The organism is Arthrobacter sp. B055-34 (assembly GCF_059090425.1).
The window spans coordinates 1-16,536 of record NZ_JBNHFQ010000001.1 but is presented as its reverse complement, the minus strand read 5'-3'; the positions used below and the strand labels follow the sequence as shown (position 1 = coordinate 16,536).

The following is a 16,536-nucleotide window of genomic DNA, read 5'->3' as shown; positions in this document are numbered from 1 at the left end:
TGAACAGCATCGCCAATGAAGGTGAACAAGAGGTGGCCTACCGGTCGGTTCCGGACCGAAAGTGGCGAAGGTTACGGGATCAGCAGGAGCTTGCCCGTGGTGCGGCGGGACTCGAGGTCGGCGTGCGCCTGTCCCGCCTCGGCCAGCGGGTAGCTCGCGCCCACCCTGATCTTGAGCGAACCGTCCAGGACCGCGGCGAAAAGCTCCTCCGAGCGCCAGCGGCGTTCTTCCGCGGTGAGCAGGTGGTCGGCCAGCTTGGGCCGGGTCACGAACAGCGAGCCGGCAGCGTTCAGCCGCTGCAGGTCGAACGGCGGAACCTGCCCGGACGCGCCCCCGAAGAGCACCAACGTGCCGCGGGTCCGCAGGCTGGCGAGCGAGCCTTCGAACGTATCCTTGCCCACGCCGTCGTACACCACGTCCACACCGGTGCCATCGGTCAGCTCGCGCACCTGCTCCGCGAAGCCGTCGTAGCGCAGCACTTCGTCCGCTCCTGCTTCCCGTGCCAGCTTTTCCTTTTCATCGCTGGAGACCGTGGTGATGACCCGGGCACCCTTGCCCTTGAGCAACTGGGTCAGGACCAGGCCCATGCCGCCCGCACCAGCGTGCGTCAGCACGGTCTGGCCGGACTGGACCTTGAAGCTCGAATTGACCAGATAGTGTGCCGTCATGCCCTGGAGCGGAATGGCCGCGGCCGTCTCATCGCTGACCCCGTCCGGGACAGGCAGGGCGCCGTCCGCGTCGACGAGTGCATATTGTGCGTAACCGGCGCTTGCCTCGGAGGTGGCCACTCGGTCGCCGGCGGCAAAACCCGTGATGCCCTCCCCGCAGGCTTCGACGGTTCCGGCGATCTCGCTGCCCGGGGTGAAGGGGAACCGGACCTTGTACACGCCGCTGCGCTGATAGGTGTCGATGAAGTTCACGCCCGCGGCCGCAACCTTGACCAGCAGCTGGCCCGGGCCCGGGGTGGGAATCCGGACCTCCTGCAGCTGCATAACCTCGGGTCCTCCGGGCGCTTCGGCAACTATTGCTTGGGCCATGGCGTGTGGTCCTCCTGTAATCAACCGCGCACGCGCGTGCGGCGGCAGCTAGACTGGCGTTTTCGTGCACCCGCAGTCTCCGCTGCAGGCGCTGGCTTCATCGTATCGTGCATAATTATTACCCCCCGTGAATAAGTTTTCCTGTATAGTGACCTTATGACTTTTTCGGTAGCTGTTTCCGGTGCCAGTGGCTACGCCGGCGGAGAAGTGCTCCGCCTGCTGGCCAGCCATCCCGAGGTCTCCATCGGGGCCATTACGGCGCACAGCAATGCCGGCTCGCGATTGGGCGCGCTCCAGCCGCATCTGCACACCCTGGCCGAGCGTGAGCTGACGGAAACCACCGTAGAAAACCTGGCCGGGCACGACGTCGTCTTCCTGGCCCTGCCGCACGGCGCCAGTGCGGAGATCGCGGCCAAGCTGCCGGAAGAGACCCTGGTGATCGACGCCGGAGCGGACCACCGGCTGGAAGACCCGCTCGTGTGGGAAAAGTTCTACGGCACGGTCCATGCCGGCACCTGGCCCTACGGCCTGCCCGAGCTGCCGGGCCACCGCGAACGCCTGCGCGAGGCCAAGCGGATCGCCGTTCCGGGCTGCTATCCCACCAGCTCGCTGCTCGCCCTGACGCCGGGCTTCAGCGCGGGCCTGCTGGAGACCCAGGACGTGGTCATCGTTGCCGCGTCGGGGACTTCCGGTGCGGGTAAATCCGTGAAGGTCAATCTGCTTGGCTCCGAGGTCATGGGCGGCATGAGTCCGTACGGCGTCGGCGGCGGCCACCGGCACACGCCCGAAATCGAACAGGGGCTTTCCGCTGCCGCCGGCGAAAACGTCCGGGTTTCCTTCACTCCCACGCTCGCGCCGATGAGCCGCGGCATCCTGGCTACGGCCACGGCCAGGGTGAAGCCGGGGACCGACGCCGCGACGCTGCGCCGCGCCTGGGCCGAGGCCTACGCGGACGAGGCTTTTGTGCATCTGCTTCCGGAGGGCCAGTGGCCGCACACCAAGTCGGTCCAGGGCTCCAACCACGTAGCCATGCAGCTCGCCTTCGATGAGCATGCCGGCCGCGTGATCGTCAGCTGCGCCATCGACAACCTGACCAAGGGCACCGCCGGCGGCGCCGTCCAGTCCATGAACATCGCCCTCGGTCTTGAGGAGACCGCGGGCCTGACCCACCAGGGAGTAGCACCGTGAGCGTCACCGCTGCACAAGGTTTCCGCGCCGCAGGCGTGACCGCCGGGCTGAAGGCCTCCGGCAATCCGGACGTGGCCCTGGTGGTCAACGACGGTCCCGCCAAATCGGCCGCCGCGGTTTTCACGTCCAACCGCGTGGCCGCCGCCCCCGTCCACTGGTCCCGGCAGGCGATCAGCGACGGCCGCGCGGACGCCGTGATCCTGAACTCCGGCGGGGCCAACGCGTGCACCGGCCCCGAGGGTTTCCAGAACACCCACAGCACCGCAGAGAAAACCGCCGCGCTGCTCGGAATTTCCGCTTCCGATGTGGTGGTGTGCTCCACCGGGCTGATCGGCGAACAGCTGCCCATGGACAAGCTGCTCCCCGGCGTCGAGGCGGCCGCGGCGGCCCTGAACAACGACGGCGGCGCTGACGCCGCCACCGCGATCATGACCACCGACAGCGTGGCCAAACAGTCGCGGTTCGACGGCTCGGGCTACGTGATCGGCGGCATGGCCAAGGGCGCCGGCATGCTGGCCCCCGGCCTGGCCACCATGCTGGTGGTCATCACCACCGACGCCTATGTCGAAGCCCCTGCCCTGGACATGGCGCTGCGCGAGGCCACCCGGCTGACCTTCGACCGGACGGATTCGGACGGCTGCATGTCCACCAATGACACCGTGGTCCTGCTGGCCTCCGGTGCGTCCGGGGCGGTGCCGGACCTGGCTCAATTCAGTGCCGGACTGACCACCGTGTGCGCGGACCTGGCCCGCCAGCTGATCACCGACGCCGAGGGCGCCAGCCACGACATCGCCGTCACCACCATCAACGCCGCCTCCGAACGGGATGCGGAGGTTGTCAGCCGTGCGGTGGCCCGGTCCAACCTCTTCAAGACCGCCATCTTCGGCAAGGACCCCAACTGGGGCCGGGTGCTCTCCGCCGTCGGCACCACCGACGCAGTCTTTGAGCCGGACCAGCTGAACGTCACCATGAACGGCGTGCAGGTCTGCCGCAACGGCGGCGTGGGGGACTCCCGAGACCTGGTGGATCTGGAAGCCCGCGAAGTCATCGTGATGATCGACCTGAACGCCGGCAACGAGTCCGCCACCATCTGGACCAACGACCTCACGCACGACTACGTGCACGAGAACTCCGCGTACTCGAGCTGAGGAACCGATGAACACGATGCTTGTAGCCCAGGACAAGGCGGGCACGCTGATTGAAGCGCTGCCATGGATCCAGCGCTTCGCCGGGACCACCATGGTCATCAAGTATGGCGGCAACGCCATGGTCAACGACGAGCTGCGCCGGGCTTTCGCCGAGGACATCGTCTTCCTGCACCACGTGGGCATCAAGCCAGTGGTGGTGCACGGCGGCGGCCCGCAGATCAACGCCATGCTCTCCAAGCTCGGCATTGAATCCGAGTTCAAGGGCGGCCTGCGCGTGACTACGCCGGAGGCCATGGACGTGGTCCGGATGGTGCTCACCGGCCAGGTGGGCCGGGAACTGGTCGGCCTGATCAACTCGCACGGCCCGTACGCCGTCGGGCTTTCGGGGGAAGACGGCGGGCTGCTGCAGGCCGTGCGCACCGGCACGGTCGTGGACGGCGAAGAAGTGGATCTGGGCCTCGTCGGCGAAGTAGTCGGTGTGAATCCTTCCGCCATCCTGGATCTGCTCGAGGCCGGCCGGATCCCGGTGATCTCCACCGTGGCCCCGGAGATCAACAACGACGGCGAAGGCACCAACCAGGTGCTGAACGTCAACGCGGACACAGCCGCGGCTGCCGTGGCCGATGCGCTGCATGCCTCGCGCCTGGTAATCCTGACCGACGTCGAGGGGCTGTACGCCAACTGGCCGGACAAGTCCTCGCTGATATCCTCGCTGACCGCCTCCGAGCTGCAGGACCTGCTGCCCAAGCTCGAGTCCGGCATGATCCCCAAGATGGAAGCCTGCCTCAAGGCAGTCGACGGGGGAGTGGAGCGCGCCGCGGTGGTCGACGGCCGGATGGCGCACTCGATCCTGCTTGAAATATTTACCGCTGCCGGCATCGGCACCCAGGTTGTTCCGGACGGAGACGAGAAATGAGCGAGGCAATACAACAGGCAACACCACAGCCGGCTGCCGGATCGGCGTCGGAGCTGGCCAGCCTCGACGGGCTGCACAACCAGGAACTGCTGGCCCGCTACAACCAGTCCCTGATGGGCGTGTTCGGCACGCCGCAGCGCGTGCTGGTCCGCGGCAACGGCTGCACCGTCTGGGACGCCGACGGCAAGGAATACCTGGATCTGCTCGGCGGCATCGCCGTAAACGCCCTGGGCCACGCGGACCCGTTCGTCACCAGCATCATCTCCAGCCAGCTGTCCACGCTGGGCCATATTTCCAACTTCTTCACCAGCCCGACGCAGATCGCGCTGGCCGAAAAGCTGCTGGAGCTGACGCAGGCCACGGCCGGTTCCAAGGTCTTCTTCGCCAATTCCGGCACCGAGGCCAACGAGGCGGCCTTCAAGCTGGCCCGCCGCAACTCCACCGCCACGCGGAACAGGATCATCGCCCTGGACGGTGCCTTCCACGGCCGGACCATGGGCGCGCTGGCACTGACGGCCAAGCAGGCCTACCGGGAACCGTTCGAGCCCCTGCCCGGCGGCGTGGAGCACATCCCCTTCGGCGATGTGGACGCGCTGCGGGCCGCGGTCGACGGGACGGTTGCCGCCGTCGTTCTTGAGCCGATCCAGGGCGAAGTGGGTGTACGGCCGCTTCCGCCGGGTTACCTTAAGGCCGCCCGCGAAATCACCCGCGAGGCCGGCGCGCTGCTGATCCTGGACGAAGTCCAGACCGGCGTGGGACGCACCGGCAACTGGTTCGCCTACCAGGGCAGCGTGGCCGGCGGGGAGGACATCCTGCCGGACGCCATCACCCTGGCCAAGGGCCTGGGCGGCGGGTTCCCCATCGGCGCCATGGTGACGTTCGGCGAGCCGGTTTCCACCCTGCTTGCCGCCGGACAGCACGGTACTACGTTCGGCGGCAACCCCGTGGCGACTGCCGCCGCACTGGCCACGCTGCACTCGATCGAGGCCCGGCAACTGCTGCAGCATGCGAACGACGTCGGCGCGCAGCTTCGTGCCGCGTTGGCCGGTATCGACGGCGTCACCGAGGTCCGCGGCGAAGGCCTGCTGATCGGCTTCGACCTGGCCGAGGAGATTGCCGCCCCGGCCGTCCGTGCCGCGCTGGAGGCCGGATTCATCATCAACAACCCCGGTCCGCGCACGCTTCGCCTCGCTCCGCCACTGATCCTCACCGGCACGCAGGCCGAGACCTTTGTCCAGGCGCTGCCCGCCATCTTGGCGGCCGCAGCTGAAACCGCTGCCGCCGAAACCACTGCCGCGGCCAATCCCGCCGCGCCCAACGCCGATGCCCCGAAGGACACGCCATGATCCGCCACTTCCTCAAAGACACCGACCTGAGCCCGGCCGAACAGCTCTCGGTGCTGGACCTGGCGGCGCAGATGAAGGAGTCGCCGTACCTGTATCAGCCGTATGCCGCGGACGGCGCCGGGCGCAAGACCGTGGCAGTAATCTTCGACAAGACCTCCACCCGGACCCGGCTGTCCTTCGCCACCGGTGTGGCGGACCTGGGCGGCGTGCCGCTGATCATCAATCCGGGCGAATCCCAGATGGGCCACAAGGAGTCCATTTCGGACACCGTCAAGGTCCTCGAGCGCATGGTCTCGACCGTGGTCTGGCGGACCTACGCCCACTCCGGACTTGAGGAAATGGCCGCCATCTCACGGGTGCCGGTGATCAACTCGCTCTCCGACGACTACCACCCGTGCCAGCTGCTGGCGGACCTGCTCACCATCAGGGAGCACAAGGGCGAACTCGCCGGCCTGACCATGACCTACCTGGGGGATGCGGCCAACAACATGGCCAACTCCTACCTGCTGGCCGGCGTCACGGCGGGCATGCATGTGCGCGTCGGCGGACCCGTTGGCTACCTGCCCGCTGCCGACGTCGTCGCCGAAGCCGAGGCGCGCGCCGCGGAAACCGGCGGCTCGGTGCTCATTACCTCCGATGCGGCCGAGGCACTGGCAGGGACCGACGTCGTCGCCACCGACACCTGGGTCAGCATGGGCCAGGAAGAGGAAAAGGCCCAGCGGCTGGAACTGTTCAGGGACTACGCCGTGGACGCAGCCGCGATGAAGCTGGCAGCGCCGGACGCCATCGTGCTGCACTGCCTGCCGGCCTACCGCGGCTACGAGATCGCGGCGGACGTGATCGACGGCGACCAGTCCGTGGTGTGGGATGAGGCAGAGAACCGGCTGCACGCGCAGAAGGCCCTGATGGTCTGGCTGATGGACAAGGCCGGTCTGGCACCGCTGCAGAAGATTTCTTGAAGGCGGAGAAGGAACAACAGGCCGTGACCAGCATGCCCACCACCAAGACCGCCCGCCAGGCCCGCATCACAGCGATCCTGACCGGGCAGTCCGTGCGTTCGCAGGCGGAGCTCGCGGCACTGCTCGGCGCCGAAGGCGTCCAGGTGACGCAGGCAACCCTGTCCCGCGACCTGGTGGAGCTCGGTGCCGTGCGCGTGCGCAGCCAGGACGGCGCGCTGGTTTACGCCGTCAGGTCCGAGGGCGGAGAACGCGCCCCGCAGGCCGGCATTACCCAGGAGATCCTGGATGCCCGCCTGGCCAAGCTGTGCGCGGACCTGCTGGTCACCGCCGAGGCCTCCGGCAACCTGGTGGTCTTGCGGACACCGCCCGGAGCCGCCAACTTCCTGGCCCTGGCCATCGACCACTCCGTCATGCCCTCGGTGCTGGGCACCATCGCCGGCGACGACACCGTCCTGCTGGTGACCAGGGACCCCAACGGGGGCGCCGACCTGGCCGCCCGCTTCCTGCAGTTCGCGGACGAACCCGCCCGCAACAGCCAGATCTGAAAACCTACCAACCCTGCAAACCAATAGGAGCACACCCCAAGTGACTGACCGCATTGTTCTGGCCTACTCCGGTGGCCTCGACACCTCCGTTGCCATCGGCTGGATCGCCGAGGCAACCGGGGCCGAAGTAATCGCCGTCGCGGTGGATGTGGGGCAGGGCGGCGAGTCGCTGGAAACCATCCGGCAGCGGGCCCTTGACTGCGGTGCCGTCGAGGCCTACGTGGCCGATGCCCGGGACGAGTTCGCCACCGAATACTGCATGCCGGCGCTGAAGGCGAACGCCCTGTACATGGACGCCTACCCGCTGGTCTCAGCAGTCTCCCGCCCGGTGATCGTCAAGCACCTCGTGGCGGCGGCCCAGAAGTTCGGCGCCACCACCGTTTCCCACGGCTGCACGGGCAAGGGCAATGACCAGGTCCGCTTCGAAGTGGGCATCCAGACCCTGGGCCCGGAGCTCAAGTGCATCGCCCCGGTCCGCGACCTGGCGCTGACGCGCGACAAGGCCATTGCCTATGCGGAAGCCAAGAACCTGCCGATCGCCACTACCAAGAAGAACCCGTTCTCCATTGACCAGAATGTCTGGGGCCGGGCTGTGGAGACAGGCTTCCTCGAGGACATCTGGAACGCGCCCACCAAGGACGTGTACGACTACACCGCCTCGCCGGAATTCCCGCCGGTGGCCGATGAGGTGGTCATTACGTTCAAGGCAGGCATCCCGGTGGCCATCGACGGACATGCCGTAACGCCGCTGCAGGCCATCGAACAGCTGAACCACCGCGCCGGCGCCCAGGGCGTGGGCCGGATCGACATCGTTGAAGATCGCCTGGTGGGCATCAAGTCCCGAGAAATCTACGAGGCCCCCGGCGCCATGGCACTGATCGCGGCGCACAAGGAACTCGAAAACGTCACCATCGAGCGTGAGCAGGCCCGCTTCAAGAAGACCGTGGGCCAGCGCTGGACCGAACTGGTCTACGACGGCCAGTGGTTCTCGCCGCTGAAGCGATCCCTGGATGCGTTCATCGACGACACACAACAGCACGTCAGCGGCGAAATCCGGCTGGAACTGCACGGCGGCCGCGCCACCGTGACCGGACGCCGCTCGGACACCGCCCTGTACGACTTCAACCTGGCCACCTACGACACCGGCGATACGTTCGACCAGTCCATGGCCCGGGGCTTCATCGAGATCTTCGGTCTCTCCTCCAAGGTCGCGTCCGGACGCGACCAGCGCGCAGCGGAAGGCAACTAAGAATGGCACACGGAACAAATGAAGGCGCACTCTGGGGCGGACGCTTTGCCGGCGGCCCCGCGGATGCGCTGGCAGCACTGAGCAAGTCCACGCACTTCGACTGGCGGCTGGCGCTCTACGACATCAACGGCTCGCGCGCCCACGCCCGGGTGCTGCACAAGGCCGGTCTGCTTGACGACGGCGAACTGGCCGGCATGCTGGCCGCCCTCGATGAGCTCGACGCCGATGTCCGCTCCGGTGCCTACGTCGCCGCCGAATCGGACGAGGATGTGCACGGCTCGCTGGAGCGTGGCCTGATCGAGCGGGCCGGCACGCAGCTCGGCGGCAAGCTCCGCGCCGGCCGGTCCCGCAACGACCAGATTGCCACGCTGGGCCGGATGTACCTGCGCGACCACGCCCGCATTATCGCCGGCGGCGTCCTTGCCACGGTGGACGCCCTGATCGGGCAGGCCGAGGCGCACGACGGTGTGGCCATGCCGGGCCGCACGCACCTGCAGCACGCGCAGCCGGTGCTGCTGAGCCACCATCTGCTGGCCCATGCCTGGGCGCTGCTGCGCGATGTGCAGCGGCTGGCCGACTGGGACAAGCGCGCTGCTGTTTCGCCTTACGGCTCCGGCGCCCTCGCCGGGTCCTCGCTGGGTCTGGACCCGAACGCCGTCGCGGCCGACCTGGGCTTCGACTCCGCGGCCTGGAACTCCATCGACGGCACCGCCTCCCGCGACGCCTTCGCCGAGTTCGCCTGGGTGTCCGCCATGATCGGCGTGGATCTGTCCAGGATCTCGGAGGAAGTCATTTTCTGGGCGACCAAGGAATTTTCCTTCGTCACGCTGGATGACTCCTACTCCACCGGATCCTCCATCATGCCGCAGAAGAAGAACCCGGATGTGGCCGAACTGGCCCGCGGCAAGGCCGGACGCCTGATCGGGAACCTGACCGGGCTGCTGGCCACGCTCAAGGGTCTGCCGCTGGCCTACAACCGGGACCTGCAGGAAGACAAGGAACCCGTGTTCGACGCGGCGGACACCCTGGAACTGCTGCTCCCGGCAGTCTCCGGCATGATCGCCACGCTGAAGTTCAACACCGAGCGGCTCGAGTCGCTGGCTCCGCAGGGCTTTGCCCTCGCCACGGACATCGCCGAGTGGCTGGTCCGCCAGGGCGTGCCGTTCCGCGAGGCGCACGAACTCTCCGGGGCGGCCGTGAAGCTGGCCGAAAGCCGCGGCGTCGAGCTGTGGGACCTCAGCGATGAGGACTACGCCGGCATCTCGGCGCACCTGACCCCGCAGGTGCGCGAGGTCCTGAGCGTGGAAGGCTCGCTGAACAGCCGCAGCTCCCAGGGCGGCACCGCCCCCTCGGCCGTGGCCAGCCAGCTGGAGGCGCTGAAGGTGCAGCTGGAGCCGGTGCGCGCGTACGCCGCGGGCGCCTGACCACGGCGAAAAACCAGCTAACCACGGCGGATCCGCACCTGCAGCGAGCAGGTACGGATCCGCCGTCGTTCTCTGCCCTTCTGCACTCTTGCTATGCCCTCCGAGTCTCCCCTGAAAAGCCAAGTTACCGACCGGTAACTTCGGTCTTTGGGGTAGTTTGTGAAACAGAGATGCAGCCGGAGCGCCGAGCCGAGGAAGTGACGATGACGACGCTGAGCCCGCAGGATGAGAAAGTAGTTCCGTCCGGACGGATCGAACGGATCGCGTCCGACTATGTGCTGGCTTTTGACCGCCAGCTCGACTATCCGCACAGCTACCTATGGAGCCTGCTGGCCGAGCCGGAACACGTGGCCAAGTGGCTGGGGAACCTGATCACCGGCTGGGAATTGGGCCAGCCCTATGAACTGGAGGTCGGCGGCACCGTCACCGGCACTGTGCTGCAGCTGAACGCACCGCTGAGCCTGCAGATCACCTGGGAAGACGAGCTGGACAACGAGTCCGTGCTCGAGTGGCGGATGCTCAACAGCAACGGCGGCACACTGGTGCAGCTGCGGGCGCGGTCCGAGAGCCGGGCGTTCCTGACCGAAGGCGCCGCGGGCTGGGAGACCATCCTGGACGCGTTCGAGGATGTCGCGGCCGGACGTAAGCCGCAGCCGCAGCCGGACCGCTGGGCCAAGCTGCGCGAAGCCTACTCCCGCGAGTACTCGCTGTCCCACACCATGGGCACCCTCGGCAAGGACTCCGGCCACGACTGCGTCCACTTTGACCGGCTGCTGGGCGCGGACCGGGCAACCATCTGGCAGGCCCTGACGGAGCCGGACATGTTCGGAAAGTGGCTCGCACCAGGGACGCTGCAGCTGCAGGTCGGCGGAGACGTCCGGCTGGACTTCGAGAAATTCACCATGCGCGGTGACGTGACCTACTTGGTGAACGAGCAGGGGCTGGAGTACAGCTGGCGCAGTCCGGAAGTGGAGCAAAGCTCGGTGCACTGGCTGCTGGAGAACTCCGACGGCAAGACGCTCCTGAAGCTCCACCACGGGCTGCGCTCGAAGGCCCGCGCCGCCGAACTCATGGCGTTGTGGCACGAGCGGCTCGACGCACTGGACCTGTACCTCGCCGGGGCCGAGGTCCACCCTTCCGCGCACCACCGGGAAGCCTTGACGCACTTTTACCGCCGGATGGCCGGCAGCGCCGGATCGTAGTGGAGACTGTCCCCGCTATCCCGGGAGCACTGCTGAAATGGCTCGCACGTCCAGCCGATGAGGTGGCCCCGGGACTGCTCGGCGCGCAACTGCTGCGGACGACGGCAGAGGGCGCCGTGGGTGTACGGATCACCGAGGTGGAGGCCTACCTTGGCGAAAGCGACCCGGGATCGCATGCCTTCCGCGGCCAGACCAACCGCAACAAGGCCATGTTCGGCCCGGCCGGCCACATCTACGTCTACTTCACCTACGGGATGCACCACTGCGTCAACATCGTCTGCGGCCATGCCGGAATAGCCACCGGTGTCCTGATCCGCGCCGGCGACGTGACCCTCGGACGCGAACTGGCGTACCGCCGTCGTACGTCGGCGAAAAACGATACCGAGTTGGCCCGCGGACCCGGCCGTCTTGCGCAGGCTTTGGGGCTGACGCTGGCGGATAACGGGCGGGCCTTCGTCCCCGGCGAACTCGAGGTCCGGCTGCCGGCCACGCCCGCTCCGGCGGCCCATGTGCGCAGCGGGCCCCGGGTGGGCGTCAGCGGTGAAGGCGGGACCGATAGCTACCCCTGGCGGTTCTGGCTGGAGGGGGAGAAAACAGTCTCGCCCTACCGCGCGGCCAAACCCCGCCGCCGCTCGGCTGGCTAATTGTCACGCCGGCAAATCCTGAGCCACGGTGCCGGCAGGTCTCCGCACACCGCAGGTTTTCCCGTCATGCCGTCATTCCTGCAGGCCAGTGGCCGGTAGGGTAGTGGGGTGAGTGAACGAGCTACTGAGTCCGCTGAGTCAGTCATCAGCCGGCTTTCGGCAACCGTCTCCGACTACCCGAAACCAGGCATTGTCTTCCGGGACCTGACGCCCGTTTTCGCGGACGGTCCCGCACTGCGCACTATTGTGCACGCCCTCATCGACCCCTTCGAAGGGCAGTTCGATGCGGTGGCCGGCATCGAAGCGCGCGGCTTCCTGCTGGCGGCCGCCGGAGCATACGCGTCGGGCAAAGGCGTGGTGACGGTCCGGAAGAAGGGCAAACTGCCGCGCAAGGTTTACTCGGAGGACTACACCCTCGAATACGGCACGGCGACGCTGGAACTGCATGCCGACGATCTCAAGCCCGGCATGCGCGTGCTCATTCTGGACGACGTGCTGGCCACCGGCGGCACGCTCGGTGCGGCCTGCCGGCTGTTCGAAAGGGCCGGAGTGCAGGTGTCCGGTTTCGGCGTCGTACTGGAACTGACCGGCCTGCGCGGACGTGCGGCGCTGGCAGGCCACCGGATCCGGTCGCTGGTCCGCGAGTAATTACGTCCGGATCTTCTCCGGATCGCCTCCGGTACAGTCGCCGCGCTGGGCCCTGACGTGCGCGTTCATGTATTTTCGTGCCGGGCACTGTAAGATTGACGCTCTGCCTTTGCGGGAGGAACACATAATGCAGGAAGCGGTTTCGGCACACGCGGAACTTGAACACGAGCGGGACTATGTCGCGGGTTTGTACCAGCGTCTGGATGAGTTGCGCGCCGAAAAGCAGCAGCAGCTGGACCGGGTCCGCAGCGGCGGTGCCGTGGGCACGATGCAGAATATTTCTGAACGTGACGCCTTCGCCACCATGTACGAGGACCGGCTCGCCCAGCTCAACGCCGTCGATGACCGCCTGGTCTTCGGCCGCCTGGATCTGGACAGCGGGGAATCCCGCTACATCGGCCGCATCGGCCTGAGCACGGCTGATCTGCAGCGGCTCATGGTGGACTGGCGGGCGCCGGAGGCCGGAGTCTTCTACCAGGCCACGGCTTTCGAACGCCAAGGCGTACGACGGCGGCGCCACCTGATCCTGAAGGGCCGCGACGTTAAAGCCGTCGAGGACGACGTGCTGGACGCGTCGATGCTCGATTCGGGCAACCTGCAAGGAGAAGGCGCCCTGCTGGCAGCGCTGAACTCGAAACGCACCGGCCAGATGTCGGACATCGTCGGCACCATCCAGGCCGAGCAGGACCGGATCATCCGCAGCCCCATGCCGGGCGTGCTGGTGGTTCAGGGCGGGCCGGGGACGGGCAAGACCGCCGTTGCCCTGCACCGCGCGGCGTACCTGCTGTATATGCACCGGGAGCGGCTGAAGTCCGCCGGCGTCCTGCTGGTCGGGCCGTCGAACTCCTTCATGAAGTACATCGAACGTGTCCTGCCGTCGCTCGGCGAGACCGGTGTGGTGATGTCCACTCTGGGCAAGCTGATGCCGGGCATTAACGCCGTGCCGGAAACCAACCAGGCCGTCGCCGAGCTCAAGGGCCGCGCGTCCATGGCCAAGGTGGTGGCGCGCGCGGTGGCTAACCGGCAGCGCATCCCGGCAGGCCCGCGCAAGCTCAATGTCGAGGGCACCAACCTGACGCTGACTCCGAAGCAGGTGATCCGCGCCCGGGACAGGGCACGGTCCACCGGCAAGCCGCACAACGAGGCGCGCACGACGTTCGTGAAGATCCTGCTGCGCGAACTGACCGAGCAGTTGACCCAGGCGCTGGAAGAGTCCTCCGGGCCGGGCAACAATGCGGACCGCAGTTACCTGACGGAAGATGTCCGTACTTCCCGTGACGTGCGCGTGGCGCTGAACCTGTGCTGGATGCCGCTGACGCCGGAGCAGCTGATCGGCGAACTGCTGAGCAAGCCCGCGCATCTGGAAGGCGCTACGCCCCAGCTGAGCGACGCGGAACGGGCACTGCTCTTGCGTGATCCGTCTGCGCCATGGACCGAGGCCGACGTGCCGCTCCTCGACGAGGCGGCAGAACTCCTCGGCCCGATGGATGTTTCCAGCGCCCGGGACAAGTCCCAGCGGGAGCATCAGCGTGCGCGCGACGTCGCGAATGCAGAGCAGTCCCTCGTGAACCTGGACGAGGCGTTGAAGGCCAGCGGGATCGACGGTCTCGTCAGCGCCGAGGACTTGGCGGCCCACAACCAGATCCAGGAGACGCGCTTCACTGCGGCAGAACGGGCGGCATCGGACCGGACTTGGGCCTTCGGCCACATCGTGGTCGATGAAGCGCAGGAACTGTCGGCCATGCAGTGGCGGCTGTTGATGCGCCGCTGCCCGCTGAAGTCCTTCACGGTTGTGGGCGACATCGCCCAGACCAGCTCCGCTGCCGGCGCGCACTCGTGGCAGCAGGTCCTTGAGCCCTTTGCCCAGGACCGCTGGCGGCTGGAAGAGCTGACGGTGAACTACCGCACGCCGTCGCAAATTGCGGAAGCTGCGGTGCGCATGGCCAATGCGGCCGGACTTGTGGTCTCGGCGCCCAAGGCTGTCCGGGACGGTATCTGGGATCCGATCATTGACAAGGTGGACGACGGCGGACTCCTCGGCAGACTGCGCGAGGTCATGCCTGAGGAGCTCGACGCCCTCGATGGCGGCCTGTTGGCGGTCATCGCCGCGGATCATCGCGTGGAAGAAGCACGCAAGGTGTTGGAGGCTGTCTATGGCAGCCGCGTGGGCGCGGGAGCCGGCGGGTTGGACCAGGACATCACGGTCATTGGACCGAAGGAAGCCAAGGGGCTGGAATTCGACGGCGTTGTCCTGCTGGAACCGGCGGAACTGCTTGACGGTGTCAGTGGCAAGGTGGGCGATCTGTACGTCGCAATGACGCGTCCCACCCAGCGTCTGCGTCTTCTGGCGGAGGGCGATATCCCACCGGGCATCGAAGGCTGATATTTTAGAGTCCGTGTCAACTAATACGTTTCTGAGTTCCCAAAGCAATGACCCCAGTTTCGCCAATGTATGGCAGGAACTGAAGTGGCGCGGATTGGTCCACGTCTCCACCGATGAGGCGGAGCTGGAAAAGCTGCTGGCCGGTGAACCGATCACGTATTACTGCGGCTTCGACCCAACGGCGCCAAGCCTGCATCTGGGCAACCTCGTCCAGCTGTTGACCATGCGCCGCCTGCAGCTGGCCGGCCACAAGCCCCTCGGTCTGGTCGGCGGTTCCACCGGTCTGGTGGGGGATCCGCGCCCCACCGCAGAGCGGACGATGAACACCAAGGAAACCGTTGCCGAATGGGTCGGCTACCTGCAGGGCCAGGTGCAGCGGTTCCTCAGCTTCGAGGGCGAGAACGCGGCCCGGATGGTGAACAACCTGGACTGGACGGCGCCGATGAGCGCGCTGGACTTCCTGCGCGAGATCGGCAAGCACTTCCGCGTCGGCACCATGATCAAAAAAGACATCGTCGCTTCCCGGCTGAACTCCGAGGAAGGGATCAGTTACGCGGAATTCAGCTACCAGATCCTGCAGGGCATGGATTACCTGGAACTGTTCCGCCAGTACGGCTGTGTGCTGCAGACCGGCGGGTCGGACCAGTGGGGCAATCTGACCAGCGGTACCGAGCTGATCCGCAAGGTCGAGGGCAAGTCCGTTCACGCCATCGGCACTCCGCTGATCACCAACTCGGATGGAACGAAGTTCGGCAAGAGCGAAGGCAACGCCATCTGGCTCGACGCCGCGATGTGCAGCCCGTACGCGATGTACCAGTTCTGGCTGAACACGGCAGATGCCGACGTTGTCGAGCGGCTGAAGGTCTTTACCTTCCGGAGCAGAACGGAAATCGAAGAGCTCGAAAAGGCAGTAGCCGAACGCGCCCATACCCGCGAGGCCCAGCGCGTGCTGGCCTACGATGTGACCTCGCTGGTGCATGGCGAGGAAGCAACCGACAAGGTGATCGCTGCTTCGGCGGCGTTGTTCGGGCAGGGAGAACTGGAAGCGCTGGACGAAGCCACGTTGGTTTCGGCCACTTCGCAGCTGCCCAGCGCCACTGTGGAGCGCGGCTCCCTGAACATCATCGGTTTGCTCGTTGCCTCCGGCCTTGTGCCGAGCAATTCCGGCGCGCGTCGCACCGTAGCCGAAGGCGGCGCGTACGTGAACAACGAAAAAATCACGGATCCGGATGCAGTCATCGACGCTACGAAGCTGCTGCACGGCAAGTACCTGCTGATGCGCAGGGGCAAGCGCACCCTGGCAATGGTCGAAGTACCTGCATAGCCAAAGGCTGCGCGTCGGGAACAATTCCGGCAGAGCCAACAACGCGGGCCCGGTCCCTGCAGCTGCCGACAAGGCGGCGGGCAGGGGACGGGTCCGTTGTGGTTTGGAGCGGGTAATTCAGTCGGATTTGCAGGAGTCCGAAACCTTGTGTATTGTTTTCTGAGTCGCCGCCGCTGAGTTGAAAAAGACAAAGCGAGCAGGAGGACAAAATCCCAAGACAAATCGGAAGCAATTCCGGCACGCACTTGATGCAAAAGCCGGGGGTGCCGAAAATTGTTGCGGGTGCATTCTTTATCGAATGTAAAATCGCGGAAAACACCGATTTGACAAGAGATATCGAATGAAATAAATTTATGAACATCGCAGCGAAGAAATGCGAAACACAAAAGAATTCGACAAGAATCCTAGTTTCAAAGAGTATTCGTTTGCTCCTGTTGTTTGAGAACTCAATAGTGTGCCAAGTTTGTTGATACCAATTATTTTATTGGTTGAATTATTGTCGTGGGGCACCGCCTCCGTGGTG

14 protein-coding genes are annotated in these 16,536 nt (G+C 66.2%); 13 read left to right on the top strand and 1 reads right to left on the bottom strand.

Features of this window, described 5'->3' with window-relative positions:
• Positions 1-71: 71 nt before the first annotated feature.
• Positions 72-1,037, bottom strand: coding sequence for a quinone oxidoreductase family protein (locus AC5RWO_RS00070; protein WP_498728520.1), 966 nt, complete (start codon positions 1,035-1,037; stop codon positions 72-74).
• A 156-nt stretch (positions 1,038-1,193) separates the two neighbouring features.
• Here AC5RWO_RS00070 and argC point away from each other — a divergent pair, with 156 nt between their 5' ends.
• The 13 genes from argC (at position 1,194) to tyrS (ending at position 16,013) form a co-directional block, all read left to right on the top strand.
• Positions 1,194-2,225, top strand: coding sequence for an N-acetyl-gamma-glutamyl-phosphate reductase (gene argC, locus AC5RWO_RS00065; protein ID WP_498728519.1), 1,032 nt, complete (start codon positions 1,194-1,196; stop codon positions 2,223-2,225).
• Complete coding sequence (argJ, locus tag AC5RWO_RS00060) at positions 2,222-3,373, top strand: bifunctional glutamate N-acetyltransferase/amino-acid acetyltransferase ArgJ (protein ID WP_498728518.1); 1,152 nt, start codon at positions 2,222-2,224, stop codon at positions 3,371-3,373. Before argC ends, argJ begins: the two co-directional genes overlap by 4 nt.
• 7 nt (positions 3,374-3,380) lie before the next feature.
• On the top strand, positions 3,381-4,289 hold the full coding sequence (argB, locus tag AC5RWO_RS00055; protein WP_498728517.1) for an acetylglutamate kinase: 909 nt from the start codon (positions 3,381-3,383) through the stop codon (positions 4,287-4,289).
• Positions 4,286-5,635 carry an acetylornithine transaminase gene (locus AC5RWO_RS00050; RefSeq protein WP_498728516.1) on the top strand — a complete coding sequence of 450 codons (1,350 nt, stop codon included), beginning with the start codon at positions 4,286-4,288 and terminating at the stop codon, positions 5,633-5,635. Before argB ends, AC5RWO_RS00050 begins: the two co-directional genes overlap by 4 nt.
• A complete protein-coding gene (gene argF, locus AC5RWO_RS00045) occupies positions 5,632-6,594 on the top strand; it encodes an ornithine carbamoyltransferase (protein WP_498728515.1) in 963 nt (320 codons plus the stop codon). Before AC5RWO_RS00050 ends, argF begins: the two co-directional genes overlap by 4 nt.
• On the top strand, positions 6,591-7,139 hold the full coding sequence (locus AC5RWO_RS00040) for an arginine repressor (protein WP_498728514.1): 549 nt from the start codon (positions 6,591-6,593) through the stop codon (positions 7,137-7,139). The genes argF and AC5RWO_RS00040 overlap by 4 nt, the downstream gene beginning before the upstream one ends.
• A 40-nt stretch (positions 7,140-7,179) precedes the next feature.
• Positions 7,180-8,388 (top strand): argininosuccinate synthase, encoded by a 1,209-nt coding sequence (locus AC5RWO_RS00035; protein ID WP_498728513.1) that lies wholly within the window; start codon positions 7,180-7,182, stop codon positions 8,386-8,388.
• Positions 8,389-8,390: 2 nt separating this feature from the next.
• Positions 8,391-9,812, top strand: coding sequence for an argininosuccinate lyase (argH, locus tag AC5RWO_RS00030; protein WP_498728512.1), 1,422 nt, complete (start codon positions 8,391-8,393; stop codon positions 9,810-9,812).
• Between the two features lie 203 nt (positions 9,813-10,015).
• Positions 10,016-11,014: an SRPBCC domain-containing protein gene (locus AC5RWO_RS00025; protein WP_498728511.1), complete on the top strand. Its 999-nt coding sequence runs from the start codon at positions 10,016-10,018 to the stop codon at positions 11,012-11,014.
• Complete coding sequence (locus AC5RWO_RS00020; protein WP_498728510.1) at positions 11,014-11,658, top strand: DNA-3-methyladenine glycosylase; 645 nt, start codon at positions 11,014-11,016, stop codon at positions 11,656-11,658. The genes AC5RWO_RS00025 and AC5RWO_RS00020 overlap by 1 nt, the downstream gene beginning before the upstream one ends.
• Positions 11,659-11,766: 108 nt before the next feature.
• Complete coding sequence (locus AC5RWO_RS00015) at positions 11,767-12,306, top strand: adenine phosphoribosyltransferase (protein WP_498728509.1); 540 nt, start codon at positions 11,767-11,769, stop codon at positions 12,304-12,306.
• Positions 12,307-12,433: 127 nt separating this feature from the next.
• Positions 12,434-14,689: a HelD family protein gene (locus tag AC5RWO_RS00010; protein ID WP_498728508.1), complete on the top strand. Its 2,256-nt coding sequence runs from the start codon at positions 12,434-12,436 to the stop codon at positions 14,687-14,689.
• 13 nt (positions 14,690-14,702) lie between these two features.
• Positions 14,703-16,013 carry a tyrosine--tRNA ligase gene (tyrS, locus tag AC5RWO_RS00005; RefSeq protein ID WP_498728507.1) on the top strand — a complete coding sequence of 437 codons (1,311 nt, stop codon included), beginning with the start codon at positions 14,703-14,705 and terminating at the stop codon, positions 16,011-16,013.
• Positions 16,014-16,536: the final 523 nt, after the last annotated feature.

Excerpts from the sequence above, each read along its gene's own strand:
- argF (WP_498728515.1), top strand. The coding sequence starts at position 5,632 with ATGATCCGCCACTTCCTCAAAGACACCGACCTGAGCCCGGCCGAACAG.
- AC5RWO_RS00070 (WP_498728520.1), bottom strand. The coding sequence starts at position 1,037 with ATGGCCCAAGCAATAGTTGCCGAAGCGCCCGGAGGACCCGAGGTTATG.
- argH (WP_498728512.1), top strand. The coding sequence starts at position 8,391 with ATGGCACACGGAACAAATGAAGGCGCACTCTGGGGCGGACGCTTTGCC.
- AC5RWO_RS00010 (WP_498728508.1), top strand. The coding sequence starts at position 12,434 with ATGCAGGAAGCGGTTTCGGCACACGCGGAACTTGAACACGAGCGGGAC.
- argB (WP_498728517.1), top strand. The coding sequence starts at position 3,381 with ATGAACACGATGCTTGTAGCCCAGGACAAGGCGGGCACGCTGATTGAA.
- AC5RWO_RS00025 (WP_498728511.1), top strand. The coding sequence starts at position 10,016 with ATGACGACGCTGAGCCCGCAGGATGAGAAAGTAGTTCCGTCCGGACGG.
- AC5RWO_RS00050 (WP_498728516.1), top strand. The coding sequence starts at position 4,286 with ATGAGCGAGGCAATACAACAGGCAACACCACAGCCGGCTGCCGGATCG.
- argC (WP_498728519.1), top strand. The coding sequence starts at position 1,194 with ATGACTTTTTCGGTAGCTGTTTCCGGTGCCAGTGGCTACGCCGGCGGA.